The sequence below is a fragment of the Kribbella pratensis genome (assembly GCF_004366075.1).
Taxonomy (GTDB): domain Bacteria; phylum Actinomycetota; class Actinomycetes; order Propionibacteriales; family Kribbellaceae; genus Kribbella; species Kribbella pratensis.
In genome coordinates, this window is record NZ_SODU01000001.1 from 1,330,561 (window position 1) to 1,354,720 (window position 24,160).

Genomic DNA, 24,160 nt, shown 5'->3' on the forward strand with positions numbered 1-24,160 from the left:
GAGTCCAACACATGTTCGTCACGCCATCGATCGTGATTCAAGATAGTTCCATGGAACTCCAGCAACTCCGGTACGTCGTCGCGGTTGCCGAGACGAACAACTTCACCCGCGCCGCCGAACGGTGCCTGGTCGTGCAGTCTGCGCTGAGCCACCAGATCGCCCGCCTGGAACGGGAACTCGGCGCACGCCTGTTCGACCGCACCAGCCGACGTGTGCGCCTGACACCGGCCGGTACGGCGTTCCTGCCGGCGGCCCGTCAGTGCCTGGACGCCGCCGAGCGCGCCGCCGCAGAGGCCGCCGCCGCGGTCGGTCTGGTCCGCGGACGGCTCGCCGTCGGGCTGATCCCGACCGTCGCCGCGGTCGATATTCCAGCCGCGCTACGGGACTTCCGGCGTGAGTATCCCGACGTCCGGATCTCGCTGCGCGTCGGTGCGAGCGAGAAGCTGGCCGACCAGGTCAAGGAAGGCATCCTCGACGTTGCGTTCCTCGGACTGCCCACCACCGCTCGGCCCCAGGGCGTGGAGACGCGTGAACTGGCCCGCGACCGGCTGGTCGCGGTGGTTCCGCCCGATCACGCGCTCGCGGCCGAGTCGTCGGTGACGCTGCAGCGCCTCGCGAGTGAGGTGTTCGTGGACCTGCCGCCCCGGACAGCCGGTCGTCTGCAGAGCGACCAGGCTTTCGAGGCCGCGGGACTCGTCCGCGACGTCGCCTTCGAGGTGAGCACCGCCGAGCTGATGGCGCGGCTCGTCAGCGAACGGCTCGCCGTTGCCCTGTTCGCCTCGACCTACGCACCACAATTGACCGGCGTCGCCACGGTCGAGATCACCGACGCACCAGGCCGGATCGAGTACGTCGTCTGGAGCGCGGCCGGCCGCTCCCCCGCCGCATCCGCCTTCCTCACCCTACTTGGAATCAGCTGACCATTCAGACCAGTGTCTTCTTTGTCGGCGGTGATGTTGCCGCGGGCAATCGACTCGAGCTCACCGCGATCACGTCCAGGACCTCAGGAGCCTATCCTTCCGCAATTCAGTCTCCAGTTCGGTGGATCGCCAGCAGGTCTTCCAACCGAATGCCAAAATCTGGAGTGTCGACACATCCAAGCTGCCGAAGGGCTCAGCCATTGCAGACAATGACTCGGCCGGTCACGTCAGTGTCTTTCGCTACCCCGAGCAGATCAAAGCCGCAGTGGTGCAGAGTGGTCCAGAGAACTTCCTCGAGCAGCTCGGGCTGAAGCCGATGGAGGAATTCGGTTCGTACCGTCTACCGAAGTGAGAACCCGACATGACGTCCCCGATGTCGCTTCAATTGGCCGGGCATGAGGTTCTGGCCAGACGCTGGAGCAAGCTACGGGCCGATGTCATCGTCCTCGAACGTCTGGCCAGGGCTGGAGGCGCTGCACGATGGTTCATGGTGCGCTCACCCCAAGAGGTGACGGAGCTGTACGACAAACTCTTGCCCGGAAGCCGTGTCTCCTTCTACTTCGCAGGTGGTCCGCACGTGGGAAGGGACGACGAGCGCACCCGGCAACAGATGTTCGAGGAGATCACGTCAACCGGCGAAATCGTCCTGGGATACCCCAGCGCATCCGACATCGTCGTGGAGATGGACATCATCAGCGGTCCCAGCGAGTTGACCGAGCATTTGATGCACCACCCCGGCGGGGAACTGGTGATCTGGGGTACCTGGCCGGCTCAACTGGACGACGGAGACAAGACCGTAACCCTGAACCTGGTCGACGCCGACGGAGTGCTGCGGTCACATCCGCACTAAAGCGAGCAACACCAACCGAGGCCGTATCGGTCCGCCCGACGATGATGCGCCGGTCCCCAGGCCATCCTCACACCGGTGTGCGCTTGTCCAGAGGCTCTTGAGATTCAGAGGGTGAAGGCGGTGGTGGTTTCTTTGAAGGGGCCCATGACGGTGAGGGCGGGGGTGCCGGCGTAGAGGTCGGCGGCCAGGGCCGTCACGTCGTCGAGGGTGACCGAGTCGATGCGGTGCAGGATCTCGTCGACGGTGGGGAGTTCGCCGTACACGAGTTCGGCCTTCGCGATCCGGGTCATCTTGGCGCCGGTGTCCTCGAGGCCCATCACGACCGAGCCGCGCATCTGGCCCTTGCCGCGGAGCAGTTCGTCGGGGGTGATGTTGCCGCGGGCAATCGACTCGAGCTCGCCGCGGATCACGTCCAGGACCTCGGGAGCCTTCTTCGGCAGACAGCCCGCGTACACGCCGACCATGCCCGCGTCGGCGTACGCCGAACCGAACGTGAACACCGAATACGCCAGTCCGCGCTTCTCCCGCACCTCCTGGAACAACCGCGACGACATCCCGCCGCCGACGATCCCGTGCAGTACGCCGGCGATGTAGCGGCGCTCGTCGCTCCGGACCAGCCCGGGCATCCCGAGCACCAGGTGCGCCTGCTCGACGTCACGGTGGTGCACCTGCACCCCGCCGTACGTCGGAACGGTCTTGCCGGAACCACGTCGTACAGCGGCCGGCTCGGCCTCGGCCGTCACCCAATGACGCTCGAACGCCTTGCGAACCAGGCGAACCACGTCGGCGTGGTCGACGTTGGCGGCCACCGAGACGACGATGTTGGAGGGCTTGTAGCGGCGCCGGTACCAGCCGACGACCTGCTGGCGGGACAGCCCGGCGACCGATTCCGGCGTACCGGTGATCGAGCGACCGAGCGGGGACTTGCCCCAGAGCTGTTCGGCGAACAGGTCGTGGATGTGGTCCGACGTCTCGTCGGCGTGCATCGCGATCTCTTCGTCGATGACGTCGCGCTCACTCTCCACGTCCGCGTTCGTCAGCGTGGCGGAGGTGATCATGTCGCAGATCACGTCGACCGCGAGCGGCAGGTCGGAGTCGAGCACCCGCGCGTAGTAGCAGGTGTACTCCTTGCCGGTGAACGCGTTCATCTCGCCGCCGACCGCGTCGATCGCGGCGGAGATCTCCAGTGCGTCGCGGCGCTCGGTGCCCTTGAACAGCAGGTGTTCGAGGAAATGCGTCGCACCGGCCAGCTGCTCCGGCTCGTCGCGGGAGCCGACGCCGACCCAGAGGCCGAACGTGACCGAGCGGAAGCCCGGCACCGACTGGGAGAGCACGCGAAGCCCGGAGGGCAGGACGGTCCGTTTGACCGGACCGCCCGCCTCCGGGCTCAGCAAGGTGCTCGTGATTGCGCGAGTCACTCGGCGGCGTCTGCCTCCGCCTTCTTGTCGTCCTCACCCTCGATGACCGGGATCAGCGAGAGCTTGCCGCGGTCGTCGATCTCGGCGATCTCGACCTGCAGCTTCTGACCGACCGAGAGCACGTCCTCGACGGCCTCGACGCGCTTGCCACCGGCCAGCGGACGCAGCTTGCTGATGTGCAGCAGGCCGTCCTTGCCCGGCAGCAGGCTGATGAACGCACCGAAGTTGGTCGTCTTCACGACCGTGCCCAGGTAGCGCTCGCCCTTCTCCGGCATGGTCGGGTTCGCGATCGCGTTGATCGCGGCCCGGGCCGCCTCGGCCGACGGGCCGTCGGTCGCGCCGATGTACACGGTGCCGTCGTCCTCGATCGAGATGTCGGCGCCGGTGTCCTCGGTGATCTGGTTGATCATCTTGCCCTTCGGGCCGATGACCTCGCCGATCTTGTCGACCGGGACCTTCACCGAGATGACCCGCGGCGCGAACTCGCTCATCTCACCCGGCGCGTCGATGGCCTTGGCCATCACGTCCAGGATCGTCAGGCGGGCGTCCTTGGCCTGGGTCAGCGCGCCGCCGAGCACGCTGGCCGGGATGCCGTCCAGCTTGGTGTCCAGCTGCAGGGCGGTGACGAAGTCCTTCGTACCGGCGACCTTGAAGTCCATGTCGCCGAACGCGTCCTCCGCGCCCAGGATGTCGGTGAGCGCGACGTACTGCGTCTCGCCGTCGATCTCACCGGAGATCAGGCCCATCGCGATACCGGCGACCGGGGCCTTCAGCGGCACACCGGCGTTCAGCAGCGACAGCGTCGAGGCGCAGACCGAACCCATCGAGGTCGACCCGTTCGAACCGAGCGCCTCGGACACCTGGCGCAGCGCGTACGGGAAGTCCTCGCGGGACGGCAGCACCGGCACCAGGGCCCGCTCGGCCAGCGCGCCGTGACCGATCTCGCGGCGCTTCGGCGAACCGACCCGGCCGGTCTCACCGGTCGAGTACGGCGGGAAGTTGTAGTTGTGCATGTACCGCTTGCGGGTCTCCGGGGAGAGCGTGTCCAGCTGCTGCTCCATCCGGAGCATGTTCAGCGTGGTGACACCCATGATCTGGGTCTCGCCGCGCTCGAACAGCGCCGAACCGTGCACCCGCGGGAGCACGCCGACCTGGGCCTTCAGCGGCCGGATGTCGGCCAGCCCGCGGCCGTCGATGCGGACCTTCTCCTTCAGCACCCGCTGCCGGACCAGCTTCTTGGTCAGCGAGCGGAAGGCTGCGGACAGCTCCTTCTCGCGGCCCTCGAAGTCGGCGGCCAGCTTGTCCACCGTGGCGGCCTTGACCGCGTCGGTGGCGTCCTCACGCTCGTGCTTGCCGGCGATCGTCAGCGCCTGCGCGAGCTCCTCGCTCGCGGAAGCCTCGACCGCGGCGAACGCGTCGTCCTGGTAGTCCGGGAAGACCGGGAACTCACCGGTCGGCTTCGCGGCCTTGGCCGCCAGCTCGGACTGCGCGTCGACCAGGGTCTTGATGAATGCCTTGGAGGCCTCGAGGCCCTCGGCGACGATCTCCTCGGTCGGCGCCTGCGCGCCCGCGGCCACCTTGTCGAAGGTGGTCGGGGTCGACTCGGCCTCGACCATCATGATCGCGACGTCACCGGACTCGGTGACACGACCGGCGACCACCATGTCGAAGACGGCGTCCTCGAGCTCGGTGTGCGTCGGGAAGGCGACCCACTGGGTGCCGATGAGCGCGACGCGGGTGGCGCCGATCGGGCCCGAGAACGGCAGCCCGGCGATCTGGGTGGACATCGACGCCGCGTTGATCGCGAGCACGTCGTACAGCTTGTCCGGGTTCAGCGCCAGGACCGTGATGACGACCTGGATCTCGTTGCGCAGGCCGGACACGAACGACGGCCGCAGCGGGCGGTCGATCAGCCGGCAGGTCAGGATGGCCTCCTCGGAAGGACGGCCCTCCCGGCGGAAGAACGAGCCCGGGATGCGGCCCGCGGCGTACATCCGCTCCTCGACGTCCACCGTCAACGGGAAGAAGTCGAACTGGTCCTTGGGCTTCTTGCTGGCCGTGGTGGCCGACAGCACCATCGTGTCGCCGTCGAGGTAGGCAGCCGCGGAGCCCGCGGCCTGCTGGGCCAGACGGCCCGTCTCGAAGCGGATGGTACGGGTGCCGAAGCTGCCGTTGTCGATGACGGCCTCAGCGAATTCGGCGCCCTCCATGGGCGCACGTGTGGATCCCGACACGGGATACCCCTCTCTCACAGTGTGACGACTGCGAGGCGCGAGCTTCCGGGATGCCGGTCTTCGATCGAGGCTCGCGGGTCTGTGCCAACCATCTGGCTGTACCCGAAAGCCACTACCGAGGACCGGTCGTGGTCCCGCCACGCGCTTCGCGTCGCCTCGTACGTCTTACGTGATTCGATATTCAGTTGTTCCACACCAAGGCGTGGATACGCCAGGAGCGGCCACCCGAGTCTCGGGGGCCGCTCCTCGCGAAGTCATCGGCGAAGGCCGAGCCGCTCGATCAGGGACCGGTAGCGGTTGATGTCCTTCTTCGCCAGGTAGTTCAGCAGCCGGCGGCGCTGACCGACCAGGAGCAGCAGGCCACGACGGCTGTGGTGGTCGTGCTTGTGCTCCTTCAGGTGCTCGGTGAGGTGAGCGATGCGGTGCGTCAGGAGCGCAACCTGGACCTCGGGGGACCCGGTGTCGCCCTCGGTCAGGGCGTACTCGCCCATGATCTTCTTCTTCGTTGCGGCATCAACAGATGACACAGGAGTCCTCTCGATTTCCGTTGCGCGGCGCACCGGGGCATTCTTCACCCGAGCACTCTCGATCCGCGGCCGTTCAGACGGCAGCAGCCAGCGTATCAGCCTGTGGACGCGCCCCCTAATCAGCCCTGCCGGTGCCTAATCGGCCCTGAGCAGGCGTCGCGCACCGTCGACATCGGCCTTCATCTGCACCAGCAGCTCGTCGATGCTGTCGAACCGGATCTGCGTACCGCGCAGCCGGGCCACGAAATCGATCGCGACCGTGGCGCCGTACAGCTCGAGGTCGTCGCGGTCCAGCACGTACGACTCCACCCGGCGGTCCACGCCGTCGAAGGTCGGGTTGCTGCCGACACTGATCGCCGCGGGCAGCGGATCCGGGTACGCCGGGGCGCCCGGTGCCGGTGTCAGCACGGTGAGCCATCCGGCGTACACGCCGTCCTGCGGGACCGCTGCGCCCGGGTCGGCCGGGATGTTCGCCGTCGGGTAGCCGAGCTCGCGGCCGCGCTTGTCGCCCTCGACGACCACGCCGGTGACCCGCAGCGGGCGGCCGAGCGCCTCCGCGGCGGCCTCCACGTCGCCGTCGGCGAGCCGCTGCCGCACGTACGTCGACGACCAGGGCTGCTCGTCCCCCGCGAGGCTCAGCCCCTCGACCTGGAAGCCGTACTGCGTTCCCGCCTGGACGAGCGTGTCGACGTGGCCGGCTGCCTTGTGGCCGAAGCGGAAGTTCTCACCCACCACGATCGCCTTCGCGTGCAGCGCGTTCACCAGCGTGCGCTCGATGAACTCCTCCGGCGACCAGTGCGACACCTCCTTGGTGAACGGGAGGATCAGCACCGCGTCCGCGCCGGCCTCGCCGAGCAGCTCGGCGCGCCGGGCGGGATCACTGAGCTGCAGCGGCGCATGGTCGGGCCGCAGGACCCGCATCGGGTGCGGGTCGAAGGTCATCGCCACCACCGGCAGACCACCCAGCTCGGCCGCACGCGCGCGGGCGTGCGCGAGCACCTCCTGGTGACCCCGGTGCACGCCGTCGAAGTTGCCGATGGTGACGACGGTCGGCCCGAAGTCCGGGCTCACCTCGTCCAATCCGTGCCAGACACGCATGGCAGCAGGATTCCATGCCCCGCCTCCCTTGCGTCCACCAGGTCCGCGATCACCCCTTGTAATCATGCGGTGACTCAACTTATGGTGGGCCGCGCACTGGATGAGCCCGGGGAGGTCTCGTGAAGCTACGCCGTCTGGTTGCTGTCTGCGCTGCACTCGCTCTGGTGGCCGGCCTACCTGCCGCTGCCGCCACCGCTGCGCCGAGCTCCACGACATCCACCGGCTTCGAGCGGTACGTCGCACTGGGCGACTCGTACACGTCCGCGCCGTTCGTCCCCGTGGCCGACCTGTTGTCGCTCGGGTGCGCCCGCTCGTACAGCAACTATCCGAAGCTGCTGGCCGGGGCGCTCGGCGTCCACCGGTTCACCGACGTGAGCTGCGGCGGGGCGGACACCACGAACATGACCCAGCCGCAGCGCACGATCCTCGGCACCGCCGCGCCGCAGTTCGACGCGCTGACGCCGGACACCGACCTGGTGACGCTCGGGATCGGCGGCAACGACTTCGGTGTCTTCGGCGACATCATCGGCACTTGCCCCGGGCTGCGAGCCTCCGACCCGACCGGAGCGCCGTGCAAGGCGCACTTCACCGTCGACGGCGTGGACACGCTGAAAGCCAAGATCGCCCAGACGCAGACCCGGATCGCGATCGTCGTCCAGGGCATCCGGGCGAGGTCGCCGCAGGCCACCGTCGTGCTGGTCGGCTACCCGAAGATCGCGCCGGAGCACGGGACCTGCCCGTCGATCCTCCCGTTCGCCGACGGCGACTACGCGTACCTGTACTCGATCGAGGAGGAGCTGAACGCGGCCGTCTCCGCGGCAGCCGAGGCCGGCGGAGCGACGTACGTCGACACCTTCGGGCCGTCCACCGGGCACGACGCGTGCGCCCCGGACGGTCAGGCGTGGATCCAGGGCAAGGACATCAACCTGCTGCGGGCACTGAACTACCACCCGCGCTTCGAGGGTGAGGCCGGCATGGCCGCGCTCACCTACAAGACGCTCATCGGCGCACAGCCGGTCGTCACCGCCGCCGAGCAGGCCGCGTGGGCCGCCCGGGCGCGCACGCTGGCGAAGCAGGCCGCCGCATCACCCCGAGCCGCGTCACCCCGAGCCGCATCACTCCAGGCCGCTCTCTCCCCCAAGGCCCTCGAGGCCTCCCTGAACCGCGTACGGACCAGCGCGCAACGCTGACCCTTTCCAATCCGTACTGCGGACCACGGGCCGGGCCACCTCACGCGTGGCTCGGCCCGCTGGCTTCTTCCAGCAGTTCCGTCAGCGCCGTCAGGGCCCGTCCGAGCGGGAGATCGACGCGGTACGTCGCGTACGGGTCGCCGCGGGTCAAGCCCTGGTTGACGATCAGCACCGGCGTACCGGCCTTGGCGGCGTGCCGGACGAAGCGGAACCCGGACATCACGGTGAGGGACGAACCGAGGACGAGGACGGCGTTCGCGTCCTCGATCAGCCGGTAGCAGCGCTCGACGCGGCTCCTCGGGACGTTCTCGCCGAAGAACACCACGTCGGGTTTGAGCACGCCGCCGCAGACCGTGCACGGAACGACGGTGAACGTGCGGACGACGTCCTCGGGGAGTTCGACGTCGCCGTCCGGGTTGATGCGGGTCGCCTCGGCCGTGAACGCCTGGTTGGCGGCGCGGAGGCGGCGGTCGAGAACCTCGCGGGCGGACGTCGTACCGCAGCCGAGGCAGATCACCCGGTCGAGGTTGCCGTGCAGTTCGATCACATCGCGGGCGCCGGCCGCCTGGTGCAGTCCGTCGACGTTCTGCGTGATGATGCCCCTCAGGTGGCCGCGGGCCTGGAGGGCTGCGACGGCGCGATGGCCGTCGTTCGGGGCGGCGCGGGCGATGGTGCGCCAGCCGAGGTGGCTGCGTGCCCAGTACCGCCGGCGGGCGGCCTCGCTCGCGGTGAAGTCGCCGTACGTCATCGGGGTGTGCGTCCGCAGGCTGCCGGTCTCGCCGCGGTAGTCCGGGATCCCCGATTCGGTCGAGATGCCGGCGCCACTCAGTACGACGACGCGCCCGGCGGCCACGGTCTGCGCGACCGGGCCGATGTCCGTCGCGCCCGGCTCCAAAGCCAGCACCTCAGGGCCCGGGGACCACTCCAACGTCGGACGAGAACGCACCACTCCAGCGTACGTGCAGATCAATCGACGCGTGGCGGACCCGCTTTCAGGCGGCGCTCGGCAGCCTGGCGGACGGTGACCGGATCCATCGAGGACCAGTCGGCGTCGATCCACCAGGTCGCGCCCGCCTCGGCCCACGGACGGACCGTGTCCGCTGCCTTGGCGTCGCCGGCGTGGGTCGTGCCTTCCGCGACCACGTCGTACCCGTCCATCGTCAGGCCCTGTGCCTCGCGTTCCTTGCGGATCCAGTCGACGCCCTCGGCCACGACCTCTGGCGTCACCTCGCCGTCGCCGACGTACGCCGGGAGCCAGCCGTCCTGCAGCGCCGCGCGGCGCATCGACTTCGGCCGCGGCCAACCGCCCACGACCCAGGTCGGGACCCGCGGCTGCTGCACGGGCGGCGGTGGCGCCGGTGGCATCAGCTCGGCGATCTTGCGGGCCTGGTAGTGCTTGCCGGAGTACTCGAACGGTTGGTCGCGCCACAGATGCGGCAAGAGCTCCAGCGACTCGTCCATGAGCTCCGCGCGGACCTTCCGTCCGGGATCGTCCTCGAACAGCCAGAACCGGTCGTCTCCCGTCACGCCCAGCCCGACCGAGAGGATCACCCGGCCGCCGCTGAGGTTGTCGACGGTCGAGACCTGTCCCGCCACGTCCCACGGTTTTCGGCGCGGCAGCGGCGTGAGCATCGTCCCGAGCCTGATCCGCTCGGTCGTCATCGCCGCGGCGCCGAGCATGACCCAGGCGTCGATCCCCCAGATCGACTCCCACACGAAGAACCCGTCCCAGCCGTGCGCCTCGGCGATCGGCGCGAGCTCAGCCGCGGCCCGCGCATCGCCGTACGCCATCACGAACCCGTATTTCATGCGACAGGACGGTACGCCGCCCCACCGACAGAAATCAGCTGACGAAGACCGCGGTGGGTTTGGCGACCGGGCCGTGCGGTTCGTAGAGCGCCAGGAAGGTGCCGTCCGGGGCGAACATCGCGGTTTGGCCGACGGGCAGTTCGAGGCCTGGCAGTGGGCGGCCGGTGCGGATCGCGGTCGACTGGGCGTCGTCGGCGTCGTACCGCGGGAAGGTGCCTGCGGCAACGTCCGCGATCGGGAGCCAGTCGAAGGACTCGGCGAGGGACTCCAGAGTGTGCGCCGTCGTGAGGTCGAAGGATCCGACCCGGGTACGGCGCAGCGCGGTCAGGTGACCGCCGACGCCGAGTTCGGCGCCGAGGTCGCGGGCCAGCGCCCGGATGTACGTGCCGCTGGAGCAGTCGACCGAGATGTCGACCGAGATCCCGTCGGCGTCGGGCCGGACGTCGAGGACGTCGTAGCGCGACACGGTCACCGCCCGGGCCTTGAGCGCGACCTCTTCGCCGGCTCGCACCCGTTCGTACGCACGCCGGCCGTCGACCTTGATCGCCGACACCTTCGACGGGATCTGCGAGATCTCCCCGCGGAACCCCTCGACGGCCGCCGAGATCGCCTCGGCGGTGATGCCGTCGACGGGAGCCGTGGACATGATCTCGCCCTCGGCGTCGTCGGTCGTCGTGGTGGCGCCGAGCCGGATCGTGGCGTCGTACGACTTGTCGGCCAGCTGCAAGTGGCCGAGCAGCCGCGTCGCCCGGTTCAGGCCGACCACCAGGACACCGGTCGCCATCGGGTCCAGCGTGCCGGCGTGACCGACCTTCCGGGTGCCCGCCAGCCGGCGGATCCGGGCGACGACGGTGTGCGAGGTCAGGCCGGCAGGCTTGTCGACGACCACGATCCCGTCCGACGCCGGCGTGAAGTCAAGGCTCAACGACGTACCCCAAGTCCCACTCAGTCCTGCTCGTCCTCGTCGTCGTCCTTGTGCTTGTACGGATCCGCGTCGCCGGCCGGCTTCGCGCCCGCGGCGGCCTTGGCCACCTCGGCGTCGGCCGTCCGGGCCTTCTCGAGCAGTTCCTCGATGTGCCCCGCGGTCTCCGGCACGGCGTCCAGGAAGAACGCCACGCTCGGGGTGTGCCGCAGACCGAGCGCCTTGCCGACCTCGCTGCGGATCAGGCCCTTCGACGACTCCAGAGCGGCCGCGGTGCTCGCGCGGGCCTGCTCGTCGCCGTACACCGTGTAGAAGACGCTGGCCTCGCGCAGATCGCCGGTCAGCCGGGCGTCGGTGACCGTGACGAATCCGAGCCGCGGGTCCTTGACCCGGCGCTCCAGCAGCTCCGCGACGAGCACCTGGATCCGGTCGGCCAACTGCTTCGCCCTTGCTTCACCCATCAGGGCTCACCCCTTCATTCATGAACAACGTCCGGAGAGGCGACCAGCGCCTCTCCGGACGTTACTCCGGTGCCCCTGGGATCAGGGGCACCACCTGCTGTCAGCTCCGCGGCTTCTCGCGCAGCTCGAACGCCTCGACGACGTCGCCGATCTTGATGTCGTTGAAGTTGTTGATGGTCAGACCGCACTCGAAGCCCTCGCGGACCTCGGACGCGTCGTCCTTGAACCTCTTCAGCGACGACAGCTCGGTGTTGTCGACGACCACCGCGCCGTCCCGGATCAACCGGACCTTCGCGTTCCGCTTGAGCAGGCCGCTGGTCACCCAGCAACCCGCGATGTTGCCCACCTTCGAGGAGCGGAAGATCTCCCGGATCTCGGCCTGGCCGAGGGTGACCTCTTCGTAGATCGGCTTGAGCATGCCCTTCAGGGCGGCCTCGATGTCGTCGATCGCCGAGTAGATGACCGAGTAGTACCGGACATCCACGCCTTCGCGCTCGGCCAGGTCCCCGGCCTTGCCCGCCGGCCGCACGTTGAAGCCGATGATGACGGCGTTCGACGCGATGGCCAGGTTGACGTCGTTCTCGTTGATCGCACCGACACCGCGGTCGATGATCCGCAGGTTGACCTCGTCGCCGACCTCGATCCGGACCAGCGCGTCTTCCAGCGCCTCGACCGAACCGGACACGTCGCCCTTGAGGATCAGCAGCAGCTCCTGGGCCTCGCCCTTCTCCATCGAGGCCATGAAGTCCTCGAGGGTACGACGGACACGACGCTTGGCGTTCGCGGCCGCACGGGCACGGGCTTCGCGCCGCTCGGCGATCTGCCGGGCCCGGCGGTCGTCGTCGACGACCAGGAACTTGTCACCCGCACCTGGTACGGCGGTCAGACCGAGCACCAGGACCGGACGCGACGGGGTCGCCTCCTCGACGGTGTTGCCGTGCTCGTCGAGCATGGCCCGGACCCGGCCGTACGCCGGACCGACCACCATCGAGTCGCCGACCCGGAGCGTGCCGCGCTGCACCAGCACGGTCGCCACCGGACCACGGCCCTTGTCGAGGTTCGCCTCGATCGCGATGCCTTCGGCGTGCATCTTCGGGTTGGCCCGCAGATCCAGCGCCGCGTCCGCGGTCAGTACGACGCCCTCGAGCAGGCCGTCGATGTTGATCCGGGACTTGGCCGAGACGTCGACGAACATGGTGTCGCCGCCGTACTCCTCGGGGACCAGGCCGTACTCGGTCAGCTGACCGCGCACCTTGGTCGGGTCCGCCGCCGGGACGTCGATCTTGTTCACCGCGACCACGATCGGGACACCTGCCGCGCGGGCGTGGTTCAGCGCCTCGATCGTCTGCGGCATCACGCCGTCGTCGGCCGCGACCACCAGGATGACGATGTCGGTGGCCTGCGCACCACGGGCACGCATGGCCGTGAAGGCCTCGTGACCCGGGGTGTCGACGAAGGTGATCGCCCGCTCCTGGCCGTCGACCTCGGTGGTCACCTGGTACGCACCGATGTGCTGGGTGATCCCGCCGGCCTCGTCGGCCACGACGTTCGCCATCCGGATCGCGTCCAGCAGCTTCGTCTTACCGTGGTCGACGTGACCCATGACGGTCACCACCGGCGGCCGCGGAGCCAGGTCGCTGTCGTCGCCCTCGTCGTTGCCGAAGTCGATGTCGAACGACTGCAGCAGCTCGCGGTCCTCGTCCTCCGGCGAGACGATCTGGACGTCGTAGTTCAGCTCGGTACCGAGCAGCTCGAGCGTCTCCTCGTTCACCGACTGGGTCGCGGTCACCATCTCACCGAGGTGGAACAGCACCTGGACCAGCGACGCCGGGTCGACTCCGACCTTCTCGGCGAAGTCCGTCAGCGACGCACCACGCGGCAGCTTCACGACCTCGCCGTCACCGTGCTTGACGCGCACGCCGCCGACGGCCGGAGCCTGCATATTGTCGAATTCCTGGCGCTTCGCCCGCTTCGACTTCCGGCCACGACGCGCCGGACCGCCCGGACGCCCGAAGGCACCCTGCGTCCCGCCACGACCGCGGTTGCCCGGACCCGGACGGCCACCGCCGCCACCGGGCGGGCCGCTCGGGCCGCCGCCACCGGGACGGAAGCCGCCACCGGCGCCGCCACCGCCACCGCCACGCGGACCGGCACCCGGGCCGCCGCCGGGACGACCACGGCCGCCGCCACCGCCGCCACCGGGACCGCCGGAGCCGCCGCCGGGACGGCCGGTGAACGTACCGGCCGAGGACTTCGGCATCATCGCCGGGTTCGGACGCGGGGCGCCCGGAACACCACCGGAACGCGGACGGTCGCTACCGCCGCGCTCGCCGCCGCCACTGCGACCCTGCGGCGGACGCGGAGCCATCCCGGCCGGGCTCGGAGCCTGCCGGTCCCCACCGCCGCCACCCGGGCCGGGACGTGCGCCACCGCGCTGCATGCCCTGGGTCGAGCTGAACGGGTTGTTGCCCGGACGCGGCGCACCCGGACGCGGACCGCCGCCACCCTGGCCGCCCTGACGGGGCGCACCGGGACGCGGGGCGCCCGGACGAGGCGCACCCGGACGCGGACCTGCACCCGGACCACCCTGGCCACCCGGACGCGGACCAGCACCCTGGCCGCCGCCCTGACCGCCCGGACGCGGGCTCGCACCCGGCGCCGGACGCGGACCCGGACGGGCCGCGGACTCGCCACCGGTACGACGCGGCCCAGTGGACGGAGCCGACGGGGCCGACGGGCCACGGGTCTCCGGGGCTGCCTTCGCGGCCGGAGCCTCGAACGACGGCGCTGCCGGGGACTCCGTCCTCGCCGCCGGAGCGGACTCGACCGGAGCCGACTCGACCGGGGCAGGCGCAGCCGGCTCGGCCGGAGCGGACTCCTGGCGCGGACCCGGCTTCGGGCCCGGACGCGGACCCGGCTTGATTCCCGGCGTCGACTTCACCGGCGCCGACTCGGCCGCAGGGGCCGCAGCCGCCGGGGCCTCGGCGACCGGAGCCACCTCGGTGCGCACCTCAGCGGCCGGCGCGGTGCGCTCGGCCGGAGCCTTCGGGGCAGCCGGCTGGGCCGGCTTGGGCGCCGGTGCGACCGGTGCGGTCGCCTGCGGCGCGGCAGACGTGCTGGCGGCGGCCTTCTTGGCCGCACGCTTCTTCGGCGGGTTCTTCTCGAACTCCTCCGCCAACCTCCGAACAACCGGTGCCTCGATGGTCGAGGATGCCGATCGGACGAACTCGCCCATGTCGTTCAGTCTGGTCAGAACGACCTTGCTGGTAACTCCGAGCTCTTTCGCGAGCTCGTAGACCCGGACCTTTGCCACTACTCTCCCTCTGGTCCGAGCCTGGGCGCGGACCGTTAGTTGACGTACATGCTCATCGCATTGCACTCATCGTTCGACACTCATCGAGTGGTCATGAGTCGATGACCCGCCTTCATGTCGGTCACGACGGTCCGGTCAGACCGCCGCGGACGGCCGGGTGGCCGCCTTTTGCACTGCTTCTTGCTTATCACGCTGCGCGACGTACTCCCGCAGCCCGGTCACGTCGAGCGGACCCTGGACCTTGAAGGCCCGTGGGAACGCCTTGCGCCGGACGGCCAACTCGAAGCACTCGATCGCCGGGTGCAGATGCGCCCCGCGACCGGGTGCCCGACGACCGGGATCCGGAAGGACAAGTCCTTCGGACACCGTCATCCGCAGCAGGTCAGTCGGACTGCACCGTCTCCGGCACCCGATACAGGTGCGCTCCCGAAGCTTCTCAGGGCGCGCGTCTGCAGTTTCTGTCACAGTTCCTCGGGGTGTGGTGACGACTCAGTCGACCGACCGAGAGATCAGTCTACCTTCTCGCTCTCACCAGTCACATCGGTATCCGGCCGGATGTCGATCCGCCAGCCGGTGAGCCGGGCGGCGAGGCGGGCGTTCTGCCCTTCCTTGCCGATCGCCAGCGAGAGCTGGTAGTCGGGTACGACGACGCGCGCGGCACGGGCCGCGGCGTCCACCACCTCGACAGACGTAACCTGCGCCGGGGACAGCGCATTCCCGACGAAGGTCGCCGGATCGTCGCTGTGGTCGATGATGTCGATCTTCTCGCCGTGCAGCTCGTGCATGATGTTGCGCACCCGCTGACCCATCGGCCCGATGCACGCGCCCTTGCCGTTCACCGACGGGTTCAGGGTCCGTACGGCGATCTTGGTCCGGTGCCCCGCCTCGCGGGCGATCGCGGTGATCTCGACGGTGCCGTCGGCGATCTCCGGGACCTCCAGCGCGAACAGCTTCTTCACCAGGTTCGGGTGGGTCCGGCTGACCGTGATCTGCGGTCCCTTGAAGCCCTTCCGGACGCCGACGACGTACACCCGCAGGCGGGAGCCGTGCTCGTACTTCTCCCCCGGCACCTGCTCGGGCGCCGGCAGTACGGCCTCGATCTTGCCGAGGTCGACCATCACCGACCGCGGGTCGCGGCCCTGCTGGACGACACCGGAGACGATGTCGCCCTCCTTGCCGGAGAACTCGCCGTACCGCACCTCGTCCTCGGCGTCGCGCAGCCGCTGCAGGATGATCTGCTTGGCCGTGGTGGCGGCGATCCGGCCGAAGTCGGCGGGGGTGTCGTCGTACTCCCGGGCCAGCGTGCCGTCCTCGGCCAGTTCGCGGGCGAAGACGGTCACGTGCCCGGTCTTGCGGTCCAGCTCGGCGCGGGCGTGCTGCTGCGCGCCCTCGGTGCGGTGGTACGCGACCAGCAGCGCCTGCTCGATCGCCTCGACGACCACGTCCAGGGAGATGTCCTTCTCCCGTTCCAGCGACCGCAGCACGGCCATGTCGATGTCCATGTCAGTTCTCCTCCACCGTGCCGTCGGCAGGTGTTTCTTTTTCGTCGTTGCCGGCGGTCCGGTTGAACTCGATCTGGATCTTGGCCTTGGCCACGTCGGCGTACGCGACGCTCTGCCGCTTGCCGTCGACGTCCAGTTCGGCCGCCTCCTCGGAGGCGGACTTGATGCGGCCGGTCAGCTTCGTGTCGTCGCTCAGCGTGACCGCGACCAGCCGGCTGATGTTGCGGCGCCAGTGCCGGGGCAGGGTGAGCGGCCGGTCGACGCCGGGGCTGGAGACCTCCAGCGTGTAGGCGCCCTCGCCCATGATGTCGTCGGCGTCGAGCGCCTTGGAGATGGCCCGGGTCACCTCGGCGATGTCGTCCAGGCTGATGCCGCCGTCGCGGTCGACCAGGACGCGCAGCAGGCGGCGGCGCCCGGCCGGCGTGATGTCCGCTGCCTCCAGGTCGCAGCCGAACTGCTCGACGATCGGCCGCAGGAAATTCTCGAGGCTCGTGGTGTCCGTGTGGCTCGTGGGGCCCGGCTTTCGGCTCACAGGTTGACCTGCCTCTCTCCAGTTGTGCACCCGTTCGGCTCCCGGCGGTTCGGCCGAGAGCAGTAGCCCACCATATCCGCCCGGTGCTTCGATCCAGGTCATCGGCTCTCCCGAACCGGTCGTGGGCGCCGCACCGGGTATCGTTCCGCCGTGCCTGAACGCCGCCTCAGCCGACGTACCGTCTTCGTCACCGCCGCCCTTGTCCCGGGCGCGGTCGCGCTGGCCGGTTGCAAGGACGACGCCTCCGGGGCCGGTACGCCGGGAACGAACGGCGCCGTGAACGGCACGCCGACGTCACCGGGGCCGACCGGGGAGACACCGACCGTCGACCCGGCAGTCGTCGCGGCGCTCAGTACTGCGGCGACCCAGGTGACTCAATTGTCCCAGCTCTACGCAACCGCGAGCCGGAAGTTCCCGGCTTTGCGGGCCCGGCTCGCCGCGGGCGCGAAGTACCACGTGAGCCACCTGGCGAAGCTCAAGGAGACCGAGGGTGTGGCAGCCAAGGCAGCCAGGTCTGCGGTCCCGGCGAGTGCGCAGGCCGCGCTGGCCGCCATCGCCCAGCAGGAGAAAGCCGCGGCCGTCGCTCACGCGGCAGCCGCAGCCAAGCTGTCCGGCGCTCCGGCCCGCCTCCTCGCCGAAATCGCCGCGTCCGAAACCCAACTGTCCTCGACCCTCACCCCGAAGAAAAAGGACGCCCCATGAACGAGGTGGAAGCCCTGCAGGCCGCGCTTGCCGGTGAGCATGCCGCGTTGTACGGCGTGGGCGTCGCCGGGGGGAAGCTCAGCGGGGCCAGGTTCCGGGACGCGACCGACACGTTCGAGGTCCACCGCAACAACCGCGACCACTTGAGCGCGTTGCTGGTCGCCGCCGGCGAGACCCCGGTCGCGGCCGAACCGGCGTACGACCTCCCCCAGGTTGTCAGCAGCACCGCCACGGCAACCGCTCTCGTCCTGCTGATCGAGCGCCGGATCGCCGCGGTGTACGGCGACCTCGTCGAGGCCGCCGAACAACCCGCGGTACGGACGTTCGCGATCGAGACCCTGCTCGGCTACGCGACCAGCCAACTCACCTGGGGCGGCACCCCGCTCCCCTTCCCAGGCGCGATCGCCTAACGCCTACGGCGCCATGGGCCGGTGATCGCGTAGGTGATGCCCGGTGTGTAGACGTTGAAGAACATCGTGCGGCCGTCGGCGGAGAAGCCGACCCCGGACAGTTCGCCGTACTCCGGCTCTTCCGGGGTGCCGTTGTTGACGCGGTTGCGGGCGAACTTGAAGACTTCGCCGTCCTCCGTGGTGCCGAGGATGTGCTGCTCGCCGAGGCCGTCCTCGCACATCATCAGCCCGCCGTACGGCGACATCGTGATGTTGTCGGGGGCATCGAACTCGGGGTCGTCGGAGCCGGGCTTCGGGCGGGTGAAGATCACCTCGAGGCGGAGCGTCCGCTTCCGCGGGTCGAGCCGCCAGACCTGGCCGTCGTGGTCGACCTTCGGGCCGAGCTCGGTCCGGGCGAACGACGACACGAAGTACACGCACCGGTCCAGGTCGCCCCACCAGCAGCCCTCGAGCTTGTAGCCGCCGGTGATCGGCTTGGCGTAGTCCTGCGCCCGGACCGACTCGGTCTTCGCCAGCGGATCCGGCACCGTTACCCACTGCACGTCGTGGAACTCGGCGCCGGCCTCCTGCACCACCGACAGGTCCGGCAGGCCGGGGATGTGCATCGCCTGCAGTTCGCCGCCGGCGCGCAGCGAGCCCCAGCCGCCGCGGGTACGGTTCGGCAGGAAGCGGTAGAAGCCACCGAGCGGCGCGACGAACGCGTCCTCGGTCTCGTAGACGATCCCGGTCCGCGGGTCGATCGCGACGGCCTCGTGCTGGAAGCGGCCCATCGCGGTCAGCGGATGAGGGTCGACGTTGCGGCGGTCGTCGTACGGGTCGACCTCGAAGATGAAGCCGTGGTCCTTGGTGTACCCGCTCTGTCCGGCCTTGAGCTCGGTCTCCTCGCAGGTCAGCCAGGTACGCCAGGGCGTGGGGCCGCCGGAGCAGTTGATCGCCGTACCGCCGAGGCTGACGAACTCCTTCTGGGCGCCGTTCTGCCGGTCGACCACCAGCGTGCTGGTGCCGCCGGCAGCGGCCGGGTCGTAGGTCCGCTCGGCCGGCGCGACGACCTTGATCTTCGACGTCGGGCTGCACTCGTGGTTGCGGACCAGGCGGGAGCCGCCGTCGCGGTCCGGGAACACGCCCATACCGTCGAACCGGCTCGGGATCGGCAGCCCGTCCGGCCGGACGGTGCCCTCGCGGGACAGGATCTTGTAGCTGAACCCGCGCGGCAGGTCGAGCATGCCGTTCGGGTCCTCGATCAGCGGTCCGTAACCGATCTTCGGGCCGGACGTGCCGAGCGCGGGCTGTGCCGTGTAGAGCGCGTCGACCGAGCCGGCCACCGTGACCGCGACCCCGGCCGCCGCCGCGCGGCCGACGAACTGACGCCTGGACAGGGAACTGGACTGCGCTTCGGACATGGGCGGTCTCCTCGCTCGACGACAAGCAGTGGTGACCAGTGAACGTACGGTAAACAACAACCGAACGGCAAGAGAACGAGTGTCACTCGCTTACAAGGACCGGACCCAGTTCTCGAGCAGCGCCGCGCCCGCGTCACCGGACTTCTCCGGGTGGAACTGGGTGGCGGACAGCGGGCCGTTCTCGACGGCGGCGACGAAACGATCGGCGCCGTACGTCGTCCACGTCACGAGCGGCGCGACCGACTCGCGGGCGTCCAGCAGCTGCCACTCGCGAACGCCGTACGAATGGACGAAGTAGAACCGCTCCTTCTCGATGCCGTCGAACAGCTTCGTGCCGGACGGTACGTCGACGGTGTTCCAGCCCATGTGCGGGACCGGCTGGTCGTCCTTCGGCTGCAGGCGTTCGACGGTGCCGGGCCACTGCTCGCAGCCCTCGGTCTCGACACCGTGCTCGATACCGCGGGCGAACAGGATCTGCATGCCGACGCAGATCCCGAGCACCGGACGGCCGCCGGTCAGCCGGCGGTCGACCGCGACATCGCCGCGGACCGCCTTCAGGCCGGTCATGCAGGCCTCGAAGGCGCCCACGCCCGGGACGAGCAAACCGTCCGCGTTGCAGGCCGCGTCGAAGTCGGCGGTCACCGTGACGTCGGCGCCGACGCGTTGCAGCGCCCGCTCCCCCGACCGGATGTTGCCGGAACCGTAGTCGAGCAGGACGACCTTCTTGCTCACAGGGCGCCCTTGGTGGACGGGATGCCGGGCTGCCGCGGATCCAGCTCGGCTGCGGCGCGGAGCGCGCGGGCGAACGCCTTGAACTGCGCCTCGACGATGTGGTGCGGGTCGCGGCCGGACAGCACCCGGATGTGGACGCAGATCGCGGCGTTGAACGCGAGCGTCTCGAACACGTGCTGGGTCAGCGAGCCGGCGTAGTCGCCGCCGATGATCGCGTACACCTGACCGTCCGGCTCGCCGGTGTGCACGCAGTACGGACGCCCGGACAGGTCGACCGTGCAGTGCACCAGCGCCTCGTCGAGCGGCACGGTCGCGTCGCCGAACCGGCGGATCCCGCGCTTGTCGCCGAGCGCCTCGCGCAGCGCCTGACCGATCCCGATCGCGGTGTCCTCGACCGTGTGGTGCGCGTCGATCTCCAGGTCGCCGACCGTGTTCACGTGCAGGTCGAGCAGCGCGTGCTTGGCGAGCGCGTTGAGCATGTGGTCGTAGAACCCAACGCCTGTCGAGATATCGGCCCGGCCTTCGCCGTCGAGGTTCAGCTCGACGAGGACCTTGGACTCGCTCGTCTCCCGGTCGATCCGGGCAGTCCGACTCATGTCAGCCTTCCTACGTCAGTCTTGAGGATGCGCTCCAGTGAAGCGCGGAACGCGGCCATCTCGTCGCCGGTGCCGATCGAGACCCGCAGCCAGCCGTCCGGACCGGTCTCCCGGATCAGTACGCCGTCGTCCAGCAACGCCTGCCAGACCGCGTGCCGATCCGCGAACGTACCGAACAGGACGAAGTTCGCGTCCGAGTCGACCGCGCGCAACCCCAGCGACCGCAGCCAGTCGACGGTCTCGTCCCGCTCCACCCGGAGCTGCTCGACCCGGCCGAGCAACTCGTCGGAGTGCCGCAACGCCGCCCGCGCGACCGCCTGGGTCACCGCGGACAGGTGGTACGGCAACCGAACGATCCGCAACGCGTCCACGAACTGCTTGCTCGCGGCAAGATATCCGACCCGCCCGCCCGCCATCGCGAACGCCTTCGACATCGTGCGCGCGACCGCGAGATTCGGGTACGACGGCAACAAGCTGACCGCACTGGGCGTGCCGGTGCGGCGGAACTCGGCGTACGCCTCGTCGACCACGACCACGGCGCCCTGTGCAGCGGCCTGCGCGACGATCGCCTCGGTCACGTCGATCGGCAGCGCCGTCCCGGTCGGGTTGTTCGGCGAGGCGAGCAGCACCACCGACGGGCGGTGCCGCGAGATCGCCGCCAGCGCCTTGCTCTTGTCCAGCGTGAAGTCCTCGGCGCGGCGGCCGGTGACCCAAGCGGTGTTCGTGTCCCGCGCGTACTCCGGATACATCGAGTACGTCGGCGCGAACGAGAGCGCCGTACGACCAGGACCGCCGAAGGCCTGCAGGACGTGGAGCATCACCTCGTTGGACCCGTTCGCCGCCCAGAGCTGCTCCGGCTCGAGGTGCGCGCCGGACTCGCGCCCCAGGTACGCCGCGAGATCCGCACGGAGGCCGATGAACTCGCGGTCCGGGTAGCGGTTCATGCCACGGGCGGCCTCGGTGACCGCCGCGGCGATGTCTGCGACCGTTGCTTCGCTCGCCGGGTACGGGTTCTCGTTGACGTTCAGGAGCACAGGGACGTCGAGCTGCGGGGCGCCGTACGGCTCGAAGCTCTTCAACTCCTCGCGGATCGGCAGCCCGTCGAAGCGGCCCATCACCGCTCCTCTGGGAAGCGCACGGACACCGCGGCGCCGTGGGCGGGCAGGTCCTCGGCGTGCGCCAGCCTGACGACGTGACCGGCGACGTCGTGCAGTGCGTCGCGCGAGTAGTTGATCACGTGGACCGCCTTGAGGAAGCTGCGCACGGACAGGCCGGACGAGTGGCAGGCGCACCCGGCCGTCGGGAGGACGTGGTTCGAGCCGGCGCAGTAGTCGCCGAGCGACACCGGCGACCAGCTGCCGACGAAGATCGCGCCGGCGTTGGTGATCAGGCCGGCGCGCTCCTCGGCGTCCACGGTCTGGATCTCCAGGTGCTCGGCGGCGTACGCGTCCACGACCGCAGTGCCCTGGTCGAGGTCGTCGACCAGCACGACAGCCGACTGCTGACCCTTCAGCGCCTCCGTCACGCGGTCCTGGTGCTTGGTTTTCGGGACCTGGATCAGGAGCTCGGTCTCGACCGTGGCGACCAGCGACTCGCTCGGCGTGACCAGGACACTGGCGGCCATCGGGTCGTGCTCGGCCTGGCTGATCAGGTCGGCGGCGACGTGCTTCGGGTCGGCGGAGTCGTCGGCGAGGACCGCGATCTCGGTCGGGCCGGCCTCGGAGTCGATACCGACCTCACCCAGCAGGAACCGCTTGGCCGCGACCACGTAGATGTTGCCAGGGCCCGTGATCAGGTTGACCTTCTTGCAACCGTCGAAGCCGTACGCGAACCCGGCGATCGCCTGCGCGCCGCCCATCGCGTACACCTCTTCGATCCCGAGCAGCGCGCACACCGCGAGCACCGTCGGGTGCGGCAGGCCGCCGAACTCCTTCTGCGGCGGGGAGGCAACAGCAAGAGACGGTACGCCGGCCACCTGAGCCGGAACGACGTTCATCAGGACGCTCGATGCGAGCGGCGCACGGCCACCCGGGACATAGAGCCCCACGCGCTGGACCGGGACGAACCGCTGGGTCACCCGCCCGCCCGGCGCGGGCTCGGAGGCGATGTCGGCGGTGAGCTCGTCCTGGCTGACCTCGCGGACCCGGCGGATCGACTCCTCGAAGGCGCTGCGCACCTCCGGGTCGAGCTCCTCGAGCGCGGTCTTCAGCGCCTCGGCCGGGACCCGGATGTCCTCGACGCGCACATGGTCGAACTTCTCGCCGTACTCCCTGATCGCCTCGAGGCCGCGATGGCGGACGTCCAGGCAGATGGGTCGGACGACGTCGAGAGCCTTCTCGACGTCGAACACGGCTCGGGGAACGAGGGCATTCACTTCGGCTTGGAGGTCGAAGACCTCTCCGGCCGCCACTCGGCCCCGCAGGTCGACGCGGCGAATCATGGCGCCAGTCTAGTGGCGCGGGCCGGGCCGCTCGGCCCCATATCCACACCTCGGCCGCGAGCGACGCCGTACCGGCCCTGTCACTGGCCCTGTCACTGGCTCTGTCACGGGCCGTGATGTGGGCATATGTCCACTAGGCTCGTTGCCATGGACTCCCGCCTGCCGTTGCTCACTGTCGACACGGTGATCTTTCCCGGCCTGGTGGTCTCGATTCCGGTGACCGACGTCCAGGGCCGTGCGGTGGTCCGGGACCTGGTCGAGAACGGCGGCGAACTGGTCTGCGGCGCGCTCGCGGTCCGGGACGGGTACGAGCTGGGTGAGCGGGTGTTCCGGTCGTTGTACGGGACCGGCTGCGCGGCGACGATCTCCGAGATCTCGCTGGACGCGGACGACGACGGACCGGTCGAGGTGACGCTGACCGGCAACCGCCGGTTCAAGGTGAGCGAGCTGGACGGCGGCGGCGACTACCTGGTCGCGGATGTCGAGTGGCTGCCCGACGACCTCGGCGACGACCCGCTGGGTACGGCGACGATCGCGCTCGAGAGGTTCCGCAAGTACGCCGAGGCGGTCAGCGAGATCAGCCGCCCCGGCCTGCACCTCGGCGACCTCCCCGACGACCCCGGCACCCTGTCGTACCTGATGTCGGCCGCGATGAAACTCATGACCCCCGACCGCCAGAAGCTCCTCGAAGCCACCGACATCACCACCCGCCTCGTCCAGCTCATCGCCCTCATCGACACCGAACTCTCCGCAATCACCGCCCTCCCCTCCCTCCCCGCCACCGACCTCATCGCCTGGTCCGCCCTCTCCCCCAACTAGCCGTACCGATGTGAATCCCATAGCGGTATGGTTGTGGTATGAGTAAGCAGATCACGGTCCGGCTGCCGGACGACCTGGTCGACTTCATGGACGAGCTCGTCGCCACCGACAAGGCGACGAGCCGGGCCTCTGTGGTCGCCCGGGCGATGGTGCGTGAGCGGCGCCGCGAGCTGGCCGCCCGCGATCTCGCCATCCTGAACGAACAGGGTGAGTACGCCGACCTCGAGGGCCTCGCCCCCGCGGCCGCGGGCACCGTGCTCAGCGACCTCGACTGAGTACGACGTC

General features: G+C 69.6%; 25 protein-coding genes. 8 read left to right on the forward strand and 17 right to left on the reverse strand.

What is annotated here, in order from left to right; genetic code table 11:
* The first annotated feature begins 50 nt into the window (after positions 1 to 50).
* From EV137_RS06380 to EV137_RS06390, 3 genes are all read left to right on the forward strand, one after another.
* On the forward strand, positions 51 to 920 hold the full coding sequence (locus tag EV137_RS06380) for a LysR family transcriptional regulator (RefSeq protein ID WP_238175127.1): 870 nt from the start codon (positions 51 to 53) through the stop codon (positions 918 to 920).
* Between the two features lie 121 nt (positions 921 to 1,041).
* A complete protein-coding gene (locus EV137_RS06385; RefSeq protein WP_133998538.1) occupies positions 1,042 to 1,272 on the forward strand; it encodes a hypothetical protein in 231 nt (76 codons plus the stop codon).
* Between the two features lie 33 nt (positions 1,273 to 1,305).
* Entirely contained in the window at positions 1,306 to 1,770 is a 465-nt protein-coding gene (locus EV137_RS06390; RefSeq protein WP_134127127.1) for a hypothetical protein, read from the forward strand.
* Positions 1,771 to 1,874: 104 nt separating this feature from the next.
* Here the strand turns inward: EV137_RS06390 and EV137_RS06395 are convergent, their stop codons facing one another.
* From EV137_RS06395 to EV137_RS06410, 4 genes are all read right to left on the reverse strand, one after another.
* On the reverse strand, positions 1,875 to 3,188 hold the full coding sequence (locus EV137_RS06395; RefSeq protein ID WP_134127129.1) for a M16 family metallopeptidase: 1,314 nt from the start codon (positions 3,186 to 3,188) through the stop codon (positions 1,875 to 1,877).
* Positions 3,185 to 5,398: a polyribonucleotide nucleotidyltransferase gene (locus EV137_RS06400; protein ID WP_134127131.1), complete on the reverse strand. Its 2,214-nt coding sequence runs from the start codon at positions 5,396 to 5,398 to the stop codon at positions 3,185 to 3,187. The genes EV137_RS06395 and EV137_RS06400 overlap by 4 nt, the downstream gene beginning before the upstream one ends.
* A gap of 278 nt (positions 5,399 to 5,676) precedes the next feature.
* Positions 5,677 to 5,949, reverse strand: a complete 273-nt coding sequence (rpsO, locus tag EV137_RS06405; RefSeq protein WP_130379758.1) for a 30S ribosomal protein S15 — start codon at positions 5,947 to 5,949, stop codon at positions 5,677 to 5,679.
* Between the two features lie 135 nt (positions 5,950 to 6,084).
* Entirely contained in the window at positions 6,085 to 7,047 is a 963-nt protein-coding gene (locus tag EV137_RS06410) for a bifunctional riboflavin kinase/FAD synthetase (protein ID WP_133998550.1), read from the reverse strand.
* Positions 7,048 to 7,166: 119 nt separating this feature from the next.
* Between EV137_RS06410 and EV137_RS06415 the strand changes: the two genes are divergently transcribed.
* Positions 7,167 to 8,237, forward strand: a complete 1,071-nt coding sequence (locus tag EV137_RS06415) for an SGNH/GDSL hydrolase family protein (protein ID WP_134127133.1) — start codon at positions 7,167 to 7,169, stop codon at positions 8,235 to 8,237.
* A 40-nt stretch (positions 8,238 to 8,277) separates the two neighbouring features.
* On the opposite strand, the gene EV137_RS06420 is transcribed toward EV137_RS06415, so the two are convergent.
* The 8 genes from EV137_RS06420 to rimP all read right to left on the reverse strand — a co-directional run bounded on the left by EV137_RS06420 (position 8,278) and on the right by rimP (position 16,776).
* Positions 8,278 to 9,183, reverse strand: a complete 906-nt coding sequence (locus EV137_RS06420; RefSeq protein ID WP_134127135.1) for an NAD-dependent protein deacetylase — start codon at positions 9,181 to 9,183, stop codon at positions 8,278 to 8,280.
* Between the two features lie 20 nt (positions 9,184 to 9,203).
* Entirely contained in the window at positions 9,204 to 10,046 is an 843-nt protein-coding gene (locus EV137_RS06425) for an LLM class flavin-dependent oxidoreductase (RefSeq protein ID WP_134127137.1), read from the reverse strand.
* A gap of 34 nt (positions 10,047 to 10,080) precedes the next feature.
* Complete coding sequence (truB, locus tag EV137_RS06430; RefSeq protein ID WP_134127139.1) at positions 10,081 to 10,971, reverse strand: tRNA pseudouridine(55) synthase TruB; 891 nt, start codon at positions 10,969 to 10,971, stop codon at positions 10,081 to 10,083.
* A 20-nt stretch (positions 10,972 to 10,991) separates the two neighbouring features.
* Complete coding sequence (gene rbfA, locus EV137_RS06435; protein WP_202870369.1) at positions 10,992 to 11,429, reverse strand: 30S ribosome-binding factor RbfA; 438 nt, start codon at positions 11,427 to 11,429, stop codon at positions 10,992 to 10,994.
* A gap of 100 nt (positions 11,430 to 11,529) precedes the next feature.
* Positions 11,530 to 14,742, reverse strand: coding sequence for a translation initiation factor IF-2 (infB, locus tag EV137_RS06440; RefSeq protein ID WP_134127141.1), 3,213 nt, complete (start codon positions 14,740 to 14,742; stop codon positions 11,530 to 11,532).
* 135 nt (positions 14,743 to 14,877) lie between these two features.
* The gene (locus EV137_RS06445) at positions 14,878 to 15,207 is read right to left on the reverse strand and encodes a YlxR family protein (protein WP_134127143.1); all 330 of its coding nucleotides are present in this window, start codon (positions 15,205 to 15,207) and stop codon (positions 14,878 to 14,880) included.
* A gap of 44 nt (positions 15,208 to 15,251) precedes the next feature.
* The gene (gene nusA / locus EV137_RS06450; protein ID WP_133786256.1) at positions 15,252 to 16,244 is read right to left on the reverse strand and encodes a transcription termination factor NusA; all 993 of its coding nucleotides are present in this window, start codon (positions 16,242 to 16,244) and stop codon (positions 15,252 to 15,254) included.
* A gap of 1 nt (position 16,245) precedes the next feature.
* Positions 16,246 to 16,776 carry a ribosome maturation factor RimP gene (gene rimP / locus EV137_RS06455; RefSeq protein WP_238175129.1) on the reverse strand — a complete coding sequence of 177 codons (531 nt, stop codon included), beginning with the start codon at positions 16,774 to 16,776 and terminating at the stop codon, positions 16,246 to 16,248.
* 150 nt (positions 16,777 to 16,926) lie between these two features.
* On the opposite strand from rimP, the gene EV137_RS06460 reads away from it, so the two are divergent.
* Together EV137_RS06460 and EV137_RS06465 are read left to right on the forward strand one after the other, a co-directional pair.
* On the forward strand, positions 16,927 to 17,478 hold the full coding sequence (locus EV137_RS06460; RefSeq protein ID WP_134127146.1) for a cell division protein FtsK: 552 nt from the start codon (positions 16,927 to 16,929) through the stop codon (positions 17,476 to 17,478).
* Positions 17,475 to 17,888, forward strand: coding sequence for a ferritin-like domain-containing protein (locus tag EV137_RS06465; protein WP_134127148.1), 414 nt, complete (start codon positions 17,475 to 17,477; stop codon positions 17,886 to 17,888). The genes EV137_RS06460 and EV137_RS06465 overlap by 4 nt, the downstream gene beginning before the upstream one ends.
* Here EV137_RS06465 and EV137_RS06470 read toward each other — a convergent pair.
* The 5 genes from EV137_RS06470 to hisD all read right to left on the reverse strand — a co-directional run bounded on the left by EV137_RS06470 (position 17,885) and on the right by hisD (position 23,056).
* Positions 17,885 to 19,288 carry an alkaline phosphatase PhoX gene (locus EV137_RS06470; protein WP_134127150.1) on the reverse strand — a complete coding sequence of 468 codons (1,404 nt, stop codon included), beginning with the start codon at positions 19,286 to 19,288 and terminating at the stop codon, positions 17,885 to 17,887. The genes EV137_RS06465 and EV137_RS06470 overlap by 4 nt on opposite strands.
* Before the next feature lie 90 nt (positions 19,289 to 19,378).
* Positions 19,379 to 20,020, reverse strand: coding sequence for an imidazole glycerol phosphate synthase subunit HisH (hisH, locus tag EV137_RS06475; RefSeq protein WP_134127152.1), 642 nt, complete (start codon positions 20,018 to 20,020; stop codon positions 19,379 to 19,381).
* A complete protein-coding gene (hisB, locus tag EV137_RS06480) occupies positions 20,017 to 20,616 on the reverse strand; it encodes an imidazoleglycerol-phosphate dehydratase HisB (RefSeq protein WP_133786250.1) in 600 nt (199 codons plus the stop codon). Before hisB ends, hisH begins: the two co-directional genes overlap by 4 nt.
* On the reverse strand, positions 20,613 to 21,731 hold the full coding sequence (locus EV137_RS06485; RefSeq protein WP_134127154.1) for a histidinol-phosphate transaminase: 1,119 nt from the start codon (positions 21,729 to 21,731) through the stop codon (positions 20,613 to 20,615). Before EV137_RS06485 ends, hisB begins: the two co-directional genes overlap by 4 nt.
* Positions 21,731 to 23,056, reverse strand: a complete 1,326-nt coding sequence (hisD, locus tag EV137_RS06490; protein ID WP_134127156.1) for a histidinol dehydrogenase — start codon at positions 23,054 to 23,056, stop codon at positions 21,731 to 21,733. Before hisD ends, EV137_RS06485 begins: the two co-directional genes overlap by 1 nt.
* A gap of 147 nt (positions 23,057 to 23,203) precedes the next feature.
* Between hisD and EV137_RS06495 the strand changes: the two genes are divergently transcribed.
* Both EV137_RS06495 and EV137_RS06500 read left to right on the forward strand, forming a co-directional pair.
* Positions 23,204 to 23,875, forward strand: a complete 672-nt coding sequence (locus EV137_RS06495; protein WP_133998591.1) for an LON peptidase substrate-binding domain-containing protein — start codon at positions 23,204 to 23,206, stop codon at positions 23,873 to 23,875.
* 38 nt (positions 23,876 to 23,913) lie between these two features.
* Positions 23,914 to 24,150 carry a ribbon-helix-helix domain-containing protein gene (locus EV137_RS06500; protein ID WP_133998594.1) on the forward strand — a complete coding sequence of 79 codons (237 nt, stop codon included), beginning with the start codon at positions 23,914 to 23,916 and terminating at the stop codon, positions 24,148 to 24,150.
* The last annotated feature ends 10 nt before the right edge of the window (positions 24,151 to 24,160 follow it).

Bases quoted from the DNA above. Each gene is read 5' to 3' on its own strand.
- EV137_RS06380 (WP_238175127.1), top strand. From the start codon at position 51: ATGGAACTCCAGCAACTCCGGTACGTCGTCGCGGTTGCCGAGACGAAC.
- EV137_RS06400 (WP_134127131.1), bottom strand. From the start codon at position 5,398: ATGGAGGGCGCCGAATTCGCTGAGGCCGTCATCGACAACGGCAGCTTC.
- EV137_RS06410 (WP_133998550.1), bottom strand. From the start codon at position 7,047: ATGCGTGTCTGGCACGGATTGGACGAGGTGAGCCCGGACTTCGGGCCG.
- EV137_RS06425 (WP_134127137.1), bottom strand. From the start codon at position 10,046: ATGAAATACGGGTTCGTGATGGCGTACGGCGATGCGCGGGCCGCGGCT.
- rbfA (WP_202870369.1), bottom strand. From the start codon at position 11,429: ATGGGTGAAGCAAGGGCGAAGCAGTTGGCCGACCGGATCCAGGTGCTC.
- nusA (WP_133786256.1), bottom strand. From the start codon at position 16,244: ATGGACATCGACATGGCCGTGCTGCGGTCGCTGGAACGGGAGAAGGAC.
- EV137_RS06465 (WP_134127148.1), top strand. From the start codon at position 17,475: ATGAACGAGGTGGAAGCCCTGCAGGCCGCGCTTGCCGGTGAGCATGCC.
- EV137_RS06470 (WP_134127150.1), bottom strand. From the start codon at position 19,288: ATGTCCGAAGCGCAGTCCAGTTCCCTGTCCAGGCGTCAGTTCGTCGGC.
- hisB (WP_133786250.1), bottom strand. From the start codon at position 20,616: ATGAGTCGGACTGCCCGGATCGACCGGGAGACGAGCGAGTCCAAGGTC.
- EV137_RS06485 (WP_134127154.1), bottom strand. From the start codon at position 21,731: ATGGGCCGCTTCGACGGGCTGCCGATCCGCGAGGAGTTGAAGAGCTTC.
- hisD (WP_134127156.1), bottom strand. From the start codon at position 23,056: ATGATTCGCCGCGTCGACCTGCGGGGCCGAGTGGCGGCCGGAGAGGTC.
- EV137_RS06495 (WP_133998591.1), top strand. From the start codon at position 23,204: ATGGACTCCCGCCTGCCGTTGCTCACTGTCGACACGGTGATCTTTCCC.
- EV137_RS06500 (WP_133998594.1), top strand. From the start codon at position 23,914: ATGAGTAAGCAGATCACGGTCCGGCTGCCGGACGACCTGGTCGACTTC.